General features: G+C 39.0%; 15 protein-coding genes and 6 tRNA genes. 6 read left to right on the top strand and 15 right to left on the bottom strand.

What is annotated here, in order from left to right; all coding sequences use genetic code 11:
• Positions 1 to 18: 18 nt before the first annotated feature.
• Together CFY84_RS05600 and CFY84_RS05605 are read left to right on the top strand one after the other, a co-directional pair.
• Positions 19 to 579 carry a YcxB family protein gene (locus CFY84_RS05600; RefSeq protein ID WP_088823178.1) on the top strand — a complete coding sequence of 187 codons (561 nt, stop codon included), beginning with the start codon at positions 19 to 21 and terminating at the stop codon, positions 577 to 579.
• Between the two features lie 153 nt (positions 580 to 732).
• Entirely contained in the window at positions 733 to 3,387 is a 2,655-nt protein-coding gene (locus CFY84_RS05605) for a PepSY domain-containing protein (protein WP_088823179.1), read from the top strand.
• Positions 3,388 to 3,617: 230 nt separating this feature from the next.
• On the opposite strand, the gene CFY84_RS05610 is transcribed toward CFY84_RS05605, so the two are convergent.
• From CFY84_RS05610 to CFY84_RS05645, 8 genes are all read right to left on the bottom strand, one after another.
• A tRNA-Val gene (locus tag CFY84_RS05610) sits at positions 3,618 to 3,693 on the bottom strand.
• 35 nt (positions 3,694 to 3,728) lie between these two features.
• Positions 3,729 to 3,805 (bottom strand) — tRNA-Asp (locus CFY84_RS05615).
• A gap of 34 nt (positions 3,806 to 3,839) precedes the next feature.
• Positions 3,840 to 3,915, bottom strand: a tRNA-Val gene (locus CFY84_RS05620).
• Positions 3,916 to 3,952: 37 nt separating this feature from the next.
• Positions 3,953 to 4,029: transfer RNA gene (locus CFY84_RS05625), tRNA-Asp, on the bottom strand.
• Between the two features lie 34 nt (positions 4,030 to 4,063).
• Positions 4,064 to 4,140: transfer RNA gene (locus CFY84_RS05630), tRNA-Asp, on the bottom strand.
• A 21-nt stretch (positions 4,141 to 4,161) separates the two neighbouring features.
• Positions 4,162 to 4,237, bottom strand: a tRNA-Val gene (locus CFY84_RS05635).
• 129 nt (positions 4,238 to 4,366) lie between these two features.
• Positions 4,367 to 4,876 carry a cell wall-recycling L,D-carboxypeptidase ElsL gene (gene elsL / locus CFY84_RS05640; protein ID WP_088823180.1) on the bottom strand — a complete coding sequence of 170 codons (510 nt, stop codon included), beginning with the start codon at positions 4,874 to 4,876 and terminating at the stop codon, positions 4,367 to 4,369.
• Positions 4,876 to 5,256: a YbaN family protein gene (locus CFY84_RS05645; RefSeq protein ID WP_088823181.1), complete on the bottom strand. Its 381-nt coding sequence runs from the start codon at positions 5,254 to 5,256 to the stop codon at positions 4,876 to 4,878. Before CFY84_RS05645 ends, elsL begins: the two co-directional genes overlap by 1 nt.
• A gap of 76 nt (positions 5,257 to 5,332) precedes the next feature.
• On the opposite strand from CFY84_RS05645, the gene CFY84_RS05650 reads away from it, so the two are divergent.
• The 3 genes from CFY84_RS05650 (at position 5,333) to dapE (ending at position 7,760) form a co-directional block, all read left to right on the top strand.
• Positions 5,333 to 6,208, top strand: coding sequence for a DUF1853 family protein (locus tag CFY84_RS05650; protein ID WP_088823182.1), 876 nt, complete (start codon positions 5,333 to 5,335; stop codon positions 6,206 to 6,208).
• 148 nt (positions 6,209 to 6,356) lie between these two features.
• Positions 6,357 to 6,497 carry an entericidin A/B family lipoprotein gene (locus CFY84_RS05655; protein WP_088823183.1) on the top strand — a complete coding sequence of 47 codons (141 nt, stop codon included), beginning with the start codon at positions 6,357 to 6,359 and terminating at the stop codon, positions 6,495 to 6,497.
• A gap of 129 nt (positions 6,498 to 6,626) precedes the next feature.
• Complete coding sequence (gene dapE, locus CFY84_RS05660; RefSeq protein WP_088823184.1) at positions 6,627 to 7,760, top strand: succinyl-diaminopimelate desuccinylase; 1,134 nt, start codon at positions 6,627 to 6,629, stop codon at positions 7,758 to 7,760.
• A gap of 159 nt (positions 7,761 to 7,919) precedes the next feature.
• Here the strand turns inward: dapE and CFY84_RS05665 are convergent, their stop codons facing one another.
• Both CFY84_RS05665 and pilG read right to left on the bottom strand, forming a co-directional pair.
• Positions 7,920 to 8,282 carry a response regulator gene (locus tag CFY84_RS05665; RefSeq protein WP_088823185.1) on the bottom strand — a complete coding sequence of 121 codons (363 nt, stop codon included), beginning with the start codon at positions 8,280 to 8,282 and terminating at the stop codon, positions 7,920 to 7,922.
• Between the two features lie 10 nt (positions 8,283 to 8,292).
• On the bottom strand, positions 8,293 to 8,649 hold the full coding sequence (pilG, locus tag CFY84_RS05670) for a twitching motility response regulator PilG (protein ID WP_088823406.1): 357 nt from the start codon (positions 8,647 to 8,649) through the stop codon (positions 8,293 to 8,295).
• A gap of 440 nt (positions 8,650 to 9,089) precedes the next feature.
• Here pilG and CFY84_RS05675 point away from each other — a divergent pair, with 440 nt between their 5' ends.
• A complete protein-coding gene (locus CFY84_RS05675; protein WP_088823186.1) occupies positions 9,090 to 10,805 on the top strand; it encodes a proline--tRNA ligase in 1,716 nt (571 codons plus the stop codon).
• 45 nt (positions 10,806 to 10,850) lie between these two features.
• Here the strand turns inward: CFY84_RS05675 and dcd are convergent, their stop codons facing one another.
• From dcd to CFY84_RS05700, 5 genes are all read right to left on the bottom strand, one after another.
• Positions 10,851 to 11,420, bottom strand: coding sequence for a dCTP deaminase (gene dcd / locus CFY84_RS05680; RefSeq protein WP_088823187.1), 570 nt, complete (start codon positions 11,418 to 11,420; stop codon positions 10,851 to 10,853).
• Positions 11,421 to 11,606: 186 nt separating this feature from the next.
• Complete coding sequence (locus tag CFY84_RS05685) at positions 11,607 to 12,092, bottom strand: DUF934 domain-containing protein (protein WP_088823188.1); 486 nt, start codon at positions 12,090 to 12,092, stop codon at positions 11,607 to 11,609.
• The gene (locus CFY84_RS05690; RefSeq protein ID WP_088823189.1) at positions 12,085 to 13,728 is read right to left on the bottom strand and encodes a nitrite/sulfite reductase; all 1,644 of its coding nucleotides are present in this window, start codon (positions 13,726 to 13,728) and stop codon (positions 12,085 to 12,087) included. Before CFY84_RS05690 ends, CFY84_RS05685 begins: the two co-directional genes overlap by 8 nt.
• 163 nt (positions 13,729 to 13,891) lie before the next feature.
• Positions 13,892 to 16,297, bottom strand: coding sequence for a glucose/quinate/shikimate family membrane-bound PQQ-dependent dehydrogenase (locus tag CFY84_RS05695; RefSeq protein ID WP_088823190.1), 2,406 nt, complete (start codon positions 16,295 to 16,297; stop codon positions 13,892 to 13,894).
• A gap of 184 nt (positions 16,298 to 16,481) precedes the next feature.
• Positions 16,482 to 17,675, bottom strand: a complete 1,194-nt coding sequence (locus CFY84_RS05700) for a carbohydrate porin (protein ID WP_088823407.1) — start codon at positions 17,673 to 17,675, stop codon at positions 16,482 to 16,484.
• Between the last annotated feature and the right edge of the window lie 205 nt (positions 17,676 to 17,880).

Here is a 17,880-nt window from a genome sequence, read left to right on the forward strand (position 1 = left end):
CGATGACAATGATCCATTATGACCAATAAAAATGTATATGCGTACACTTTACAGCCTGTAAGTTATGAAGTGTCAGAAGCAGAGCAACGCCAAGCACAGCTCACTATTTGGCGTAGCACCAACAAAATCAGCATGAAGGCTTGGGGCATCATGGCAGCAATTGCTATTTTGTCGATCCTTGGCATTGTTCTTATTAAAAATTATTCAACCATTTTCTGTTGGGTTGCTTTAATTGCCGTCGCAATTTATTTACTTGTTCGCAAATTTGGTTTGGAGTGGTATGTCAAACGTAAAATGAACGAGTTCCCTGCTCAAAATATTCAAGGCATTCGCTTAGGGGTTCAACCAACAGGTTTAGTCATGCGTCAAAAAATGGGTACACAAGAAGGTGTGGGTTCCATTGGTTGGAAAGACATGTATGAATGGTATGACACACCAGAGTTTTTACTCATCAACTTTAAAGTAAAAGATCAGCAAGGTGCTTATATTTTACCTAAACGTATGGACAGCCGAAATTTTGCCTTCTCAACTATTCGAAAGCATTTAAAACAATCGGTTGGTGAAGCCAAGAAAATTTAACCACTTTAAAACCCCTATAGATTAGGGGTTTTTTTGAACCTAAAAACTTGAATGATAATAAATATTGTTTGTAAAGTAATAGCGTTTAAAAATGATTATTAGCTATAATGTGGCCATATTTTCTGTTCTAGCCGCCTTTGGTCAATATCTATCATGTTTAAAAAGACTTTGTTTCAAATACATTGGTTTCTCGGGATTACTGCAGGGCTCATTTTGTCCCTCATGGGGGTAACAGGTGCAATCTATTCTTATGATCAACAAATCTTAAAATGGATTAACCAAGACAGCTATACAGTAGAAATACGACAACAACCAAAGCTCACACCTGATCAGCTATATCAAACGCTCACAACCAAAGATCCTAACATTCAAATCAATAGTGTAACCATCTTCCAAGCACCTGATGCATCATCAATGATTAACATCAAAAAAGAAGGTGAACGTCGTGGCCTAAATGTGATGGTCAACCCTTATGATGCGAGTATCTTGCCAGAGATTCAGGGTCGTGACTTCTTTCAGTTTATTCAGCAATTGCATCGAAATTTAACGGTTGGCCCAATCGGGAAACAAATCACCGGTGCCTGTGCATTAATGTTGATTTATTTTGTCTTGAGTGGACTTTATTTACGTTGGCCTAAACGACATTCAATTAAACAATGGCTTTTGGTAAAACCTAAACTCAAAGGTCGCAACTTCATTTGGGACTTGCATGCTGTTGTTGGGACATGGGTTGTTGTTTTTTATTTGCTTTTCGCAATAACAGGTCTGTATTGGTCATATGATTGGTGGCGTGATGGCATGTTTAAAATCATGCAAGTTGAAAAACCTCAGCCTCAGCCAATGCAAGGTCAGCAAGGTCAGCAAGGTCAGCAAGGTCAGCAAGGTCAGCAAGGTCAGCAAGGTCAGCAAGGTCAGCAAGGTCAGCAAGGTCAGCAAGGTCAGCAAGGTCAGCAAGGTCAGCAAGGTCAGCAAGGTCAGCATAACGGTGGCGACAGAAAACACAAAGATAAAATGTCATCAACTGACATCCAAGCTGCATTTAATCAAACATGGCAAGGCTTTAATCAGCAATATAAAAATGGCTACTCAAGTATTACTTTAAATGTACCAAAAGCCAAAGATGGAAAAATTGAGCTCAGCTTTGTCGATGCCGAACCTCAACATGAACGCGCAAGAAACAGTGCCAACTACAATTATCAAAGCCAAACAATTGAAGATTTAAAACTGTATTCTGATAGAAAATTAAATGAAAAAATCATGACCAGCATGCTGCCTGTGCATCGCGGTAGTTTCTTTGGTCCGATTTATCAAATTGCAGCATTGTTAGCCTCATTAACCATGCCATTATTTTTTATTACAGGCATCATGCTGTACTTGAAACGTAGAAAGCAAAAGAAACAAACCCGATTGGCAAAACAACAACTCAATGCGCCACTTGTGACAGCAGCATCAGATACACCGCCATGGCTAATTGTTTATGCATCACAAACCGGTGTATCCGAACAAATTGCTTGGCGGACAGCATCAAGTTTACAGCAATCAAATCAAATGACGCATGTAAAACCAATTCAGCAGGTTACAGCTGAAGATTTAACACAGCATGAAAATATCTTATTTGTTGTCAGTACTTATGGTACAGGTGATGCACCTGACCTTGCTGTTCGCTTTGTTAAACATATCATGAGTAATGAATTATCATTGGCACATGCAAAATATGCAGTATTGGCTTTGGGATCTAAAGAATACCCAGACAGTTACTGTAGCTTTGGTCATCAAGTCAATGATTGGCTACAACAATGTCATGCTGTTCCCCTCTTTCAAACCATTGAGGTTGACAATGCCAATCACGATGCAATTCACGCATGGACTCAAGCCTTATCTCAAGTTTTAAATACTGAGTTACAGTCAATGGATGTTGAAAAAACATATGATCGTTGGACGTTAAGCCAGCGTAGCGTGTTAAATCCAAATAGCTTAGGACAACCTGCATTTCATATAGAATTGACGACTCAAAGTGATGTGACATGGCAAGCAGGTGATATTGCAGAAATTCAGCCGATGAATAGCAATGAGAGAATTGCACAGTTTCAAGCTCAACATACATACCAATTTGATGCTGAAGATCTTGCCTTTTTACAAGATAAAAATCTTACAGAAAATCAGCCCATCCACAGTAAAGACAGTCTAAGTGCTTTAAATGTCTTGCCATCTCGTGAATATTCAATTGCAAGCATTCCAGCTCAAGGCTATTTACAATTGGTCATTCGATTAGCTCAGGATGAACAAGGTGAAGTTGGCTTGGGTTCAGGTTGGTTATGCCAACATGCACAAGTTGGACAAGAGGTTGCTTTACGTATCCGCTATAATGAATCATTCCATCTCATTGATGATAACCGCCCACTGCTCTTAATTGGTAATGGTACAGGCATTGCAGGGCTAATGAGCCTATTGCAACAGCGTCATCAGCTGCATTATGCGGACAATTGGTTAATTTTTGGTGAGCGCCAACACGACAAAGATTTCTTCTATCAAGCCCAACTTGAACAATGGCATTCAGAAGGTCATCTCACACAATTAGATGCCACTTTCTCAAGAGATGGTCAAGCATGTCAATATGTACAGCATCAACTGCTTGCACATGCTGAACAAGTCAAATCTTGGATCATTGAACGTGGTGCTGTGATTTATGTTTGCGGTAGTATTCAGGGAATGGCAAGCGATGTAGACCAAGTTTTACGTCAAATTTTAGGTGAAGAAACTGTTGATCAACTGCTAGATGATGCACGCTATAGACGTGATGTCTATTAAGTCAGTCATAAATCCAAAAACGCCGAGCCATGCTTGGCGTTTTTTTGACTCGCTCTGTTTTGTTAAAGCCTTTTAAGTATTGAACAAGACATGCAGCATGAGTTAAATTCATTTGCGCCTTATCAAGTACAGTGAAACGCTATAGCCTATATAAATAAATTAAATAGATATGAAATATACAGGCACAAAAAAACCACATATCTCAAAGATTGTGGTGAATATATTTTATATGGTGGGCGCTGACGGGATCGAACCGCCGACATTCTGCTTGTAAGGCAGACGCTCTACCAACTGAGCTAAGCGCCCTTAAATCAAAAATGATTTAGGATTAAGTCTTAAAATGGCGCAGCGGACGGGACTCGAACCCGCGACCCTCGGCGTGACAGGCCGATATTCTAACCAACTGAACTACCGCTGCATCGTTATAAAAGCAACTTACGACTTCTATAAAGTGGTGGGCGCTGACGGGATCGAACCGCCGACATTCTGCTTGTAAGGCAGACGCTCTACCAACTGAGCTAAGCGCCCTTAAATCAAAAAAATGATTTAAGATTAAGTGTTTAAATGGCGCAGCGGACGGGACTCGAACCCGCGACCCTCGGCGTGACAGGCCGATATTCTAACCAACTGAACTACCGCTGCTCTTTAAATACTTAAACAAACAATACATCTTAAATGGCGCAGCGGACGGGACTCGAACCCGCGACCCTCGGCGTGACAGGCCGATATTCTAACCAACTGAACTACCGCTGCATCTAAGATAAACGTAAAAAGTGGTGGGCGCTGACGGGATCGAACCGCCGACATTCTGCTTGTAAGGCAGACGCTCTACCAACTGAGCTAAGCGCCCTTTAAACGTCTTTATCGTTTGTGAGGTGCATTATAGAGAATCTATCACTTCTGTCAAACGCTTTTATGGGTGTTTCTTTGTTTTTTGCGTCAAACGATTAAAAAGTAATTAATTTCTTCAACTTAATTGCTAAAATTGCACTTTAAGTGCATGTTCAGAGATATAAACCAAAGCTTTTTCATCGATTAAATCAAATAATTGAATTACATCGTGGTTATGCATTCGAATACATCCATGTGATAAAGGTACAGCCATTGGATTGACATCAGGCGTACCATGAATATAAATATATCGATTAAACGTGTCATGCCCGTCGCCTGCATTCACACCTTGCTCGAGCCCTTTTAACCACATAATTCGACTTAGAATCCAATCTCTTTCAGGATATTGCTGAGCAAGTTCTGCATTATAAATTTCACCTGTGGCTTCTCGCGCAACGAAAACAGCATTCATTGCTGCATTAGCACCAATTTTATGTTCGATACAATGCCAACCGCGTGGGGTTTTTCCACTGTTTTCTGTTTCACCAATGCCATTGAGTGCAGATGAGATATTAAATCGGTATTGCAGCTTGGGTAAAAAAAGCGTTTGATTGGCTAAATCAATCAGAATGTCTGCATCTTCTAGCTTATATTGCATTAATGTCCCTCTAGTTTTTCTTTTTTTGACTCAGGGCGTAACCACAACCAAATTGATACGATCAGCATGGTCGTGTTGGTAAATATTTTCACCCAAATAGGTGCATTGGTAAAAATCATAATAATACCACTGACCAGCATCATGCCTGATGCTAACCATTTGGCTTTTCGTGGCACTGTACCATTTTCTCGCCAATTTTTTAGAGTCGGCCCATATTTAGGATGATTAAGCAACCACGCATCCATTTGTGGCCAACCTTTAGATGCCGCCCATGCAGCTAAAATTAAAAATACAGTTGTTGGCATACCAGGTAAAATCGCACCAATCACACCCAATGTAATAAATATAATGACGAGAAATCGCCAAAACAGTGTTTTCATGATAATACCTGATAGCATGTATGTCGTTTGACAGTATAAATAACTTTCACCACTTTCGTGGAGTTGTAACCTCAAGATGTCTGATTTATTTGAACCTTGGTTGATGTATAAACATGCTTGTGTTCGCCAACTTGCGTTTTGTTTAGCCAGCCCTAATATCATTAAGCATGTTCCCAATGACTTGGAGATTAAATTCAGTTTTAATTTACATGACAACGCATTTTGGGAAACACAATACGGTCTTTATACTGCGCGTTTAGCTTCGCTTGATCAAGATCCAACCCCACTACTCTCATTTCTCGAGCAACTTAAAAGTACACGACTTGGCTTAAGATTTGAAATGTTTATTTGGTTTTGGTTGTTGGATGACGACTATCATTCCTTTCAATTGCTTGGTCACAGTATTCAGCAAATTAAAGCGCAACAAACGATTGGAGAACTTGATTTTTTGGTTCTTAACACGCAAACCCAGCAAGTTGAACATTGGGAAGTCGCGATCAAGTTTTATTTGGCTGAGCAAGCCTTTTATTTAAATGAGTGGTATGGCTTAAACCGTCAAGACACATTACAACGTAAACTTTCCCATTTTACTCAAAAACAATTTCAGTTCTCTGAAGCCCTTGGCTTTCATATTGATAAGAAATATGCTGTCTTTAAAGGACAACTTTATTTACCACACCATACTCAATTGAATAATCCACTTCCAGAATGGTTTAATCCTGCACGGCGCTATGGCTTTTGGGGACAACAACCGATCGATGGATTATATAAATTATCTCGGCAAGAGTGGTTTACGCCCAATGCCGACACCACACCACAAACAGCAAATTATTGGTGGAATGACGGTTTATATACAGATTTTGAGCATGGTTTTTTTTACATGTTTCGCCATACACCATGGCCAACAATTTATACAAAACCACCGTTTTTTAAAAACTCATTACCGAGATAATCCCCTGAATTTTCAAAATTATTTGTTTATTCAAATTCAATACAATAGATACATTTAATTACATATATTAAGTAAAAGTAACTACTTTTTTCAAGGCAGATTCTTTACTCTTATTTTAGAACGTAAAATAAATTAACAGGAGATAATTATGAAAAAAGTTCTACTCGCTTCAATTGTAACAGCAGTGGTTTTATCAGGTTGTAATACTTTTAGCGGAATTGGGAAAGACGTATCAAGTGCAGGTAACGCTGTAACAAATACAGCGACTAAAACACAGTCAAAACTTTAATATATAAGTAAAAAAAACAAAAAAGTCTTACCCATTTGGTAAGACTTTTTTGTTTTTAGACGTTTGATCATTGCCTATAAATAATTATTTTTCCTATAATCGGCATACTCTTTTCTTTTACATAGACTCATGACCTCTTCAAATACATTAGATTTAAGCCTTGAACTTCTAAAGCAACCCTCAATCACTCCCAATGACCATAGCTGCCAAGATATTATTTCACAGCGTCTTGCACAAATTGGCTTTGAGATTGAAGCCATGCAATTTGGTGATGTTGATAACTTATGGGCGCGTAAAGGAACACAAGGTCCTGTATTTTGTTTTGCAGGTCATACTGATGTTGTGCCAACAGGTCATTTAGATGCATGGACATCACAGCCATTTGCCCCTGAAATCCGTGATGGCAAGCTATATGGTCGTGGTAGTGCAGATATGAAAACTGCACTTGCAGCAATGGTGGTTGCAACTGAACGTTTTGTTGCTAAACATCCTAATCATCATGGTTCAATTGCATATTTAATCACATCAGATGAAGAAGGTCCTGCTGTCAATGGCACTGTGAAAGTGATCGAAACGCTAGAACAGCGTCAAGAAAAAATCACATGGTGTTTGGTTGGTGAACCCTCTAGCACACATCGCTTAGGTGATATTGTCAAAAACGGTCGTCGTGGCTCGCTAAACGCAAAAATTACCATTCAAGGGAAGCAAGGTCATGTGGCATACCCTCACTTGGCAAAAAATCCTATTCACCTTGCCAGTAAAGCGTTAAATGAGTTGTGTGAAAGTGTATGGGATCAAGGCAACGAATATTTCCCAGCAACATCATTTCAAGTATCTAATATTCATTCAGGCACAGGTGCAACCAATGTTATTCCTGATACGCTTGAAATTACCTGTAATTTTCGCTTTTCGACCGAAGTTACTGCTGATGAATTAAAACAACGCGTTGTTGCGATACTTGACCACCACAAGCTTGATCATCATATTGAATGGAATTTATCAGGTCAGCCTTTCATTACACCTATTGGTGATTTAGTCCAAGCCACACAAACAGCCATTCAAAAGGTCTGTGGTTATGCAACTGAGCTTTCAACCAGTGGTGGTACATCTGATGGACGCTTTATTGCACCTACAGGTGCACAAGTGATTGAACTTGGTGTATTAAATGCAACCATTCATCAAGTGAATGAACATGTTAATGTGAATGACTTAGAGCCACTTGCTGAAATTTATGAAGAGATTTTAGTACAACTGCTGACTTAGTTGGTATCAGTCCATTTGGCAATAGACCAAATGTCGAGGATGGTGATCATGCTGTATAGATATTAAATACATCTATATAGCATGATGTGCCGCATTAATACTGACATTGAGATTAAATGCGCAAAATGGTTGATATCATCATTTAGAGTAAAATGCGTGTTACGAGAGATACTGATCAATAATTTCAATTAATTTTGTTTCATTAATTGGCTTTACTAAATAGTGCTTTGCACCTTGCTGTTTACCCCAAGAATGATTAATGTCTTGGTCTTTCGTACTCACAATAATAATTGGAATATGTTGGGTTTGTAGTGAACAAGAAATTTGCCGTGTCACTTGAAAGCCATTCATGCCTGGCATAACCAAATCAATAATAATTAGATCTGGCTTTTTTTCTTCAGCCAATGTCACACCATCAGCACCACTGAATGCTTCAATCACATCAAAATCATGTTTGTTCAAGATCTCTTTTAAGCGAAAAAGCTCCGCTGGTGAGTCATCAACAACCAAGATACGCTTCATTCAATGATCCTTAAAGCGATTCCACATGCTTTGATATAGCTTGTAATAACTCGCTTTTACCAAAAGGCTTCGTTAAATATTCGTCTGCACCAACCATTTGACCTTTTGCACGGTCAAATAAACCATCTTTACTTGATAGCATAATGATTGGAATATTTTGATAATCTGCATTATTTTTTAACAATGCACAAGTTTGATAACCATCTAAACGTGGCATCATAATATCAATAAAAATAATATCAGGCTTTAAATCAGGAATTTTTGACAACGCTTCAAAACCATCAATTGCTGTAAATACTTCATAGCCTTCACGTTGCAGTAAGCTTTCTGCTGTACGACGAATGGTCTTCGAGTCATCAATTACCATGACTTTACACTTTACACTCACTTGTTCTTCCACCACTTGACTACCCCTAAGTATTTTAAACGGTCATAACGTTAATGTGTTTTAAATTCACAATTCTGCTTATCATACATACATCACGTTTAAGTTACGTGAGACGAGATGAGCCTATTTTCACAAATCTACAAGACATGTTACTTTATATAATCAAGATGTCAAAAGTTGACATGTTTTTTTCATCTTAATTATGACATGACCCTGTTGTAATCGTGACTCATGTTCATTAATTTTCAAGAAGATTAGCATAATATATTTACTTCTGAATTTTTTTCGCACACACTTCACTTTTTAGTTGAAACCATTTATATCTTGGTTATTGGCACAATACAACCATTCAATGATGGGCTAACTTGTTTTTAGACCCTCGCCAGTATTTTTCATTTTTTGTATTAGGATAAACGTACATGCGCGCGAGCCGCTTTTTGTTTGCAACACTTAGAGAAACCCCAAATGATGCAGAAGTGATTTCACATCAATTAATGCTCAGAGCAGGGATGATTCGTAAGCTTGCATCAGGCCTTTACACTTGGTTACCGCTTGGCAAACGAGTACTCAGTAAAGTTGAAAAAATTGTGAAAGAAGAAATGGAACGTGCAGGTGCGCTTGAAGTGTTTATGCCCGTTACACAACCTGCTGCGCTGTGGCAAGAATCTGGTCGTTTTGTGCAATACGGACCAGAATTATTACGCTTTAAAGACCGTCATCAAAATGACTTTGTGCTTGGTCCAACGCATGAAGAGGTCATTACCGACTTGGTACGTAATGAATTAAAAAGCTATAAACAGCTACCTATTAATTTTTATCAAGTACAAACAAAATTCCGTGATGAAATTCGCCCACGCTTTGGCGTGATGCGTTCACGTGAATTCATCATGAAAGATGCATATTCATTTCATACCTCTCATGCCTCATTACAAGAAACTTATGATGTGATGTACGATGCGTATTCACGTATCTTTACACGTCTAGGCTTAGACTTTAGAGCAGTAGAAGCAGATACTGGCTCGATTGGTGGTACAGCATCACATGAGTTTCACGTGTTGGCATCAAGTGGTGAAGATGCCGTTGTATTCTCATCAGGCTCAAACTATGCCGCGAATATTGAAAAAGCAGAAGCAATTGCTGTTGGCGAGCGCCAAGCACCTACTAAAACCTTCAGCTTAGTGGAAACACCAAATCAAGATACCATTGCTAAAGTTTGTGAATTTCTAAATGAGCCAAAAGAACAATCTGTCAAAGCATTGCTTGTACAAGGCATTGCAAAAGAAGATGGTTCAATTCCTGTAGTTGCCCTGTTCTTACGTGGCGATCATGAGCTCAATGATATTAAAGCAGAAAACCATCCGTTGATTGCTGCTCCTTTGACCTTTGCCACAGAAGAGCAATTACAACAGTATGATTTACCTGCAGGCTATATTGGTCCACAAGGTTTAGTCGAAAAAGGGTTAAACGTGATTGTTGACCGTTCAGCTGCAATTTTGTCTGACTTTGTTGCAGGTGCAAATACAGCAAACCATCATGCGGTTGGTGTCAATTGGGACCGTGATGCCACATATACTGAAACTTATGACTTAAGAAATATTGTTGAAGGTGATCCATCTCCTGATGGTCAAGGTACTTTACTCATTAAACGTGGTATTGAAGTTGGACATATATTCCAGCTTGGTACCAAGTATTCTGAAGCTTTAAAATGTACAGTGCTTGGTGAAGAAGGTCGTCCTGTGCCTGTCACTATGGGCTGTTATGGCATTGGTGTAACCCGTGTGATTGCTGCTGCCATTGAACAAAACTATGATGATAAAGGTATTATTTGGCCAAAAGCACTTGCACCATTTGAAATAGCAATTGTTCCAATGAATGCGCATAAATCACCACGTGCTGTTGAGGCCGCAGAGGCACTGTATCAAGAATTGCAAGCACTAGGCTATGATGTCTTACTTGATGACCGAAACGAGCGTCCTGGCGTAAAATTCTCTGATTTAGAGCTAACTGGTGTACCACATCGTATTGTGGTGAGTGAAAAAGGTTTAGATGCCAATACCTTTGAATATAAACATCGTACTGATGCTGAATCTAAAAACCTGAATAAAGATGACTTGCTTGTTCAGCTTAAAAATTAAATTTAAGCCATAAAAAAACCGCTCATATGAGCGGTTTTTTATTTTTTAAGCTTTCGGTAGAGTTACACCTGTTTGACCTTGGTATTTTCCACCACGATCTTTATAAGACACTTCACACTCTTCATCACTTTCAAAAAACAACATTTGCGCAACCCCTTCACCTGCATAAATTCGTGCTGGTAAATTGGTTGTATTTGAAAACTCAAGGGTTACATGCCCTTCCCATTCAGGCTCTAATGGCGTGACATTGACAATAATGCCACAACGCGCATAAGTTGATTTTCCTAAGCAAATCGTTAATACATTTCTTGGAATACGGAAATATTCTACCGTACGTGCTAATGCAAAAGAATTGGGCGGAATGATACATACGTCTGATTCAATCGTGACTAAGCTTTTTTCATCAAAGTTCTTAGGATCAACAATCGCAGAGTGTACATTGGTAAACACTTTAAATTCAGGCGCACAGCGTACATCATAACCATAACTTGAGACGCCATACGAAATGAGCTTTTCACCATCTTTGTTAAAGCGTACCTGATTTTCTTCATATGGCTCGATCATGCCATGTTCGCGGCTCATTTGTTTAATCCAACGATCGGATTTAATTGCCATAGTGAGTTCCAAATAACAAGTGAATATTTTATTTGGCTATACTTTAACTGAAATCACGCACAATGAAAATCTCTGTCAAATCATTCTCTACCCACTGACCGACTCAAAAGGTCGATCAATACTTTTTCTCGCCTAGAACGCATAAAAAACCCGCCACAAGTGCGGGTTTTTATCATCAGCTAGATTTTAACTGCCGACTTGGTAATTGGCTTGTTCTACAGCAGTAGACGCTTGATATGGCTGTTTAAAATCATCTAAACCTGGCGCTGCTTCAGCAACGTCTTTTCCTTCTTTAATCACAAAACTATTAAAGCCTGAACGTTTTAAATAATTTAGAACATCCTTAAAAATATCACCAACTGCACGTAAGTCACCTGTAAAACCTTGACGGCGTAGTAATGCTGCAAATGAATAGCCTCGACCATCATTAAAGCCTGCAAACTCAACAAAAATAGTGTCAAACTTATCAAGAGGAAATTCATGATCTTCAGGAGAAGTATCTACTGTAATCAGTAACGCCTTTTTGCCTGTTACATGCGGTAAATGATCTAACTGTTCTGCAGTTAAAACCACATCACCTGAAGGTAACGCACCCGACTCATCAATCAACTGATAGGTATTCGCGACAACAGAACCATCAAGCAGCAAAACTGGTAATTCTAAATTAGGCATATGCTCGCTCCTTAAATGGTTTAATGCCAACACGGCGATAAGTATCTATAAACTTCTCATTGCTTTCACGCAAATCTAAATAAGTATTTAAGATTTCTTCCACCACATCAGGTACAGCATCTGCAGCAAATGATGGTCCTAAAATGTTACCAATCGATGCATCATGATCTGAATGTCCACCAAGAGTAATTTGATAGAATTCTTCACCTTTTTTATCAACACCTAAAATGCCGATATTTCCCACATGGTGATGACCACATGCATTCATACACCCTGAAATATTTAAATCAATTTCACCTAAGTTATAAACTACATCTAAGTCATCAAAACGGCGAGTAATTGCTTCTGAGATTGGAATTGATTTTGCATTCGCAAGCGAACAAAAGTCACCACCTGGGCAGCAAATAATATCTGTTAAGAAACCAATATGTGCACGTGCTAAATTGGCTGCTTCTAACTTTTCCCAAAGCGTAAACAAATGCTTTTGTGGTACATCTACCAATGAAATATTTTGCTCATGTGTGGTGCGCAATTCACCAAATGTATATTCATCAGCTAAATCAGCAATGAAATGCATTTCTTCAGTGGTCATGTCACCTGGGGCAATTCCTGCACGTTTTAAGTTAATATTAACAATACGATAGCCACTGATTTTATGTGCATGGGTATTGATATTAAACCACTGTTTAAATTTAGGATGCTGTGCAAATAAAGCATCGAAATTTTCGTTTTCAAGTGTTTGATAATCAAATGGTGTGAATACAGCATCCATTTTTTCAAGCAACTCTTGTTTTACAACCAAATGATCACGTGTGTGCAAGAATTCAGCTTCAACTTTTTCTGCAAATACTTCAGGCGTCATGGCTTTTACAAGAATTTTAATTCGTGCTTTATACTTATTATCACGGCGACCGTGTAAGTTATATACACGTAAGATCGCATCTAGATAACCAATTAGATCTTCACGCGGTAAAAATTCACGAATTACACTACCAATCACAGGTGTACGCCCTAAGCCACCGCCTGCTTTAATTTTATAACCGATTTCACCCGCTTCATTTTTGACAATATAAACGCCAATATCATGAAAGGATGCTGCAGCACGGTCTTTCTCTGCAACAGCAGAAACTGCAATTTTAAATTTACGTGGTAAGAATGCAAATTCAGGATGAAAAGTGCTCCACTGACGAATCAATTCACATGTTGGACGTGGGTCAGCAATCTCACCTTCAATCACACCTGCATATTGGTCAGTTGTTGTATTACGGATACAGTTACCACTAGTTTGAATGGCATGCATTTGTACTGTTGCTAGCTCTTCTAAGATGGTTGGTACATCTTCAAGCTCAGGCCAATTCAATTGAATGTTTTGGCGCGTTGAGATATGACCATAGCCGCGGTCATATTGCTTTGCAATATCAGCAACTTTTCGAAGCTGCGTTGTATTCATTAAACCATACGGTACAGCAATACGAAGCATTGGCGCATAACGCTGTACGTAAAGACCATTTTGCAAACGCAATGGTCGATATTCATCTTCAGTTAATGTGCCAGCCAAGTAACGTTGGGTCTGGTCACGGAATTGTGCAACTCGTTCATTAACAAGTTGTTGATCAACATCAGTGTATACATACATGGCTTTTAGCTAGTAAATTAAAATTATATCTGTCTAGCATACGGTGTATTGATCTATCAGCAAAATGTTTTTTTTGTATACTGAATAGCTATTTTTCTGATAAAGCTTTTTAAATTGATAAAAAAAAGCCTAGTCGAAACTAGGCTTTTCTTCAATCATATGATTATTTTGCATCTGGTAAAGCGTAAGCAACGATATAGTCACCCATCTTCGTACCAAATGAACCATGACCACCGGCCATAATCACAAGATATTGTTTACCATCTATTTCATAAGTCATTGGTGTTGCCTGACCACCAGCTGGTAGACGACCTTCCCATAACTTATCACCATTTGTCACACTGTAAGCACGGATATAGTTATCTTGCGTACCTGCAACAAACATAACATTACCTGCAGTTGTAATAGCGCCACCAAGACCTGGTACACCAATTTTCAATGCTGGTAATTGGAATAGATTCGGTAAACTATCACGAATCGTACCAATACGTTTCTTCCACACCACTTCGTGCGTATTCAAATCAATTGCAGCCACAAAGCCCCAACCTGGTTGCTTACATGGTAAGCCAAGCGGAGATAAGAATGCTGAGATATTTACACCATATGGCGTACCATACATTGGTTGTAAACCATGCTCACCACCTGGGCCTTTTCTTGGAATTTCACGGTTTGGATCTTGTGGAACAAGTTTAGATACAAACGGTAATGCCAACGGATTCGTTAATGCCACTTGACGATCAGGGTTGATTGAAATACCACCCCACTCGAACACACCCAAGTTACCCGGGAATACCAACGTACCATTTTCAGATGGTGGCGTATAAATACCTTGGTAGTTCAGTGTCTTAAAGTAAACACGGCAATATAACTGATCAAGCATTGTGGCACCCCACATTTCTTTATCAGTCAACTTGTCTTTTGGTGCCAAGTTAAGATCTGAGAATGGTTGCGTTGGAGAATAACGCTCACCTTTAGTTTGTGGACCAATAAGTGTTTTTTGAGGTACAGGACGCTCATTTACAGGAACAATTGGTTTACCATCACGACGATCTAATACAAAGACATTACCTGGTTTTGTTGGTACATAAATCGCAGGAACAACGTTTCCGCTCTTGTCTTTAATATTAGCAAGTGTCGGTTGAGCTGGCACATCCATATCCCAAAGGTCATGATGTGTAGTTTGGAAATTCCAAACCAACTTACCAGTTGATGCATTGATCGCTAATACTGAGTTTGCATAACGCTCTTTCAGCTCTGTACGGTCTCCGCCCCAGATATCTGGCGTACCAACACCTGTTGGAATATAAACAATATCCAACTGCTCATCATAAGATAATGGTGCCCATGCATTTGGTGAGTTTTGAACAAATTTTTGATTTGGTCCAGGGATCGCATTTGGATCTTCTGCACCTGTATCAAACACCCATAACAATGCACCAGTATTCACGTCATAACCACGAATCACGCCTGATGGCTCTTGAGTCGAGAAGTTATCTGTTGTTGCACCAGCAATAATAATGGTTGTACCTGTTACAACAGGCGGCGATGTTGGGTTATAACCACCTAGATACGGATAAGGCATATCTCTAAGTAAGTCAACTTGACCGTCTTTACCAAAATCAGTACATGGCTTACCAGTATCTGCATTCACTGCAACTAAACGACCGTCATTGACAGGTAGAATAATTTTACGTGGACACTGCGTTGATTCTGATTTTTTGTATTTCAAACTTGTCGCAAATTCTTGCGTATTGTTTGCATCAAAGTATGATACGCCACGACATGTTAAATGTTGATATGTGATATCAGATTTAACTTTCGGATCAAAACGCCATTTCTCTTTACCTGTTTTTGGATCAAGAGCAAATAACCATTGATGTGCTGTACATAAGAAGACATTGTCACCAACTTTGATTGGCGTACCTTGGTTGGTCATTTCACCCGGGTCATTTGGTGTTCTCATATCACCCGTACGGAATGTCCAAGCCTCTTTCAAGTCTTTTACGTTTTTATCATTAATTTGAGTTAATGGTGAATAACGTTGACCATCTTGAGTACGACCATATGCTGGCCAATCGCCATCTGCTACACCAACTACAGATGTTGGTTTTGGTTGAGCAGTTTTAATTTCACCATTAATTTCTTGTGGGTCATTAAAAATTGAATACACCACAACAAGAATAGCAAGAATCAATGTTGCAGCAAGCACTAAACGGCTTGGTGCAGTTGGATGCTTAATATCACGAGATACAGCAGGAATAAGCATCCATACACCGATCACGCCAAGAATATCTAATCGCGGAACAAGTGCCCAGAAATCTGAACCTGATTCCCAAAGACTCCAAATAATTGTTCCCACAATGAGAACAGCATAAATGAGGTACGATAGGATTGAACGGCGAAGCAGCAAAAAGCCTGATGCCAAAAGCATCAAACCTGCAATAATATAATAGAGCGAGCCACCTAACACGGCAAGGTAAATACCACCGCCTAATATAATGAGACCCAATACCACTAGAACGAAAACTGTAAAAATTCTCATTCCCGAGCTCTTTGAGGGCTGATCCATAATCACCTCTAATTACGGCCTTAACCCCAACCCATATTTTTGATTTAGATTGGAGCTAAGACGAACTATTTTATTTAAATAAGAATAAATCTGCGAATGCACTTCATTGTAACTGACGTCTAAAAAAATGCACAGATTTATTGTAAAACCCACATTTTATAACATGTTAAAGATATTAACGCACTTAGAAGACAGTCATAAATTTTAGACCGCCAACCCAAGCATTGTTGCCATCTTTTAATGCGCCTACATGATGAATATATTGCACATTAGGACGAACCGTTAACCAATTTGTTGCATGGATACCGTAATAAATTTCAGCATTATATTCATTATCATAACCTGGTAGTTTACGATGAATACGACCTACACCAACAGCAATTTCATCTTTCTCACGGGCATCAAATAAACCTGTATATGAGAAAGCCATATTTTGCATGTCAGAAATTTGTCGATCATCTGGATTATTTTTATCATTATTAAAAAATGAAGCACTTGCAGATAGCGTTAAACCACGATTTGCATCGCCTAGATGATCCATCAGTTTTTGCTTCATCGAAACCCAAACAATTTGCTTACGCTCAACTTTCGTGTTTTGTGTACTGCGGTCGACCGTACTATATGAATAACCTAAACGATATTCACCAGGCAAATTATTTTGTGACAATTTTGGTTGCCATACTAATTCAACAGGGATAATTGCACCGTTTGAGCCATCTGTACTTAAGTTAAAGCCTTTGCTTCGTCTTAAGTTTTCATTGTTATGCTCAAACACACCAACTTGCATATAGAGGTTTGGCTCAAAATTATATTTTGCGCGAATTGCCCATTGGCTTACAGGCCAGTTATACCACTGATCCCCAGCCCAGTTCCCAATTTGACCACCACAAAGTGCTAAATTTTGAAAGTCACAGTTTGCGCCATTAAATTCGCCTGCTTGACCAAAACGACCGATTTTCACATCTAGCTTTTGATCGAAGAACTGTTTTTTAATCCAAAGATTGGTTAAACGCCATGTCTGCCCACGACCATAGACTTCTTGAACTTGACTCAATTGCCCTTTCAGTGCATCCGATGAACCAGTTAAGTTCTGTCCACTACGGTATGTGATGGTGACTTGAGCTTCGGTGTCTTTCCAACCTAAGATTTTATTTAAATCCAAATTTGCATTTAAAGCGGTTTGATCTGCATATTTGGTGCTGCCTTTTGATGTTTTATCAGAATCCAGCACACCTGCTGCTTCACCTGTATAACCCACAGAAAAGTCGTAACCTGCATCTTTTAGTGCAGTACGCTGTCCATTAAAGCTCCCCAGCATATATGGGCTATTTGGGTCGAAAATATCGCTTGCTTGAGCCTGAGTGCACCCTGCAATCATGGCAGCGCATAATGATAAACGGAATGAATTTACTGAAGTTTTCAACTGTACACATCCTTTGCTTCTTGTTGATGCGGGTAGCATACTATATTTCTGTAACACTTGTTATTAATTTTGTTAAGATCGTGTTTTTTATAATGTTAAAATTTCATCATTTATTCAATAAATGAGTGTTTATACTATAACTAACTTTTGTTTTTTTGGA

Source organism: Acinetobacter apis (genome assembly GCF_900197575.1).
GTDB classification, from domain to species: domain Bacteria; phylum Pseudomonadota; class Gammaproteobacteria; order Pseudomonadales; family Moraxellaceae; genus Acinetobacter; species Acinetobacter apis.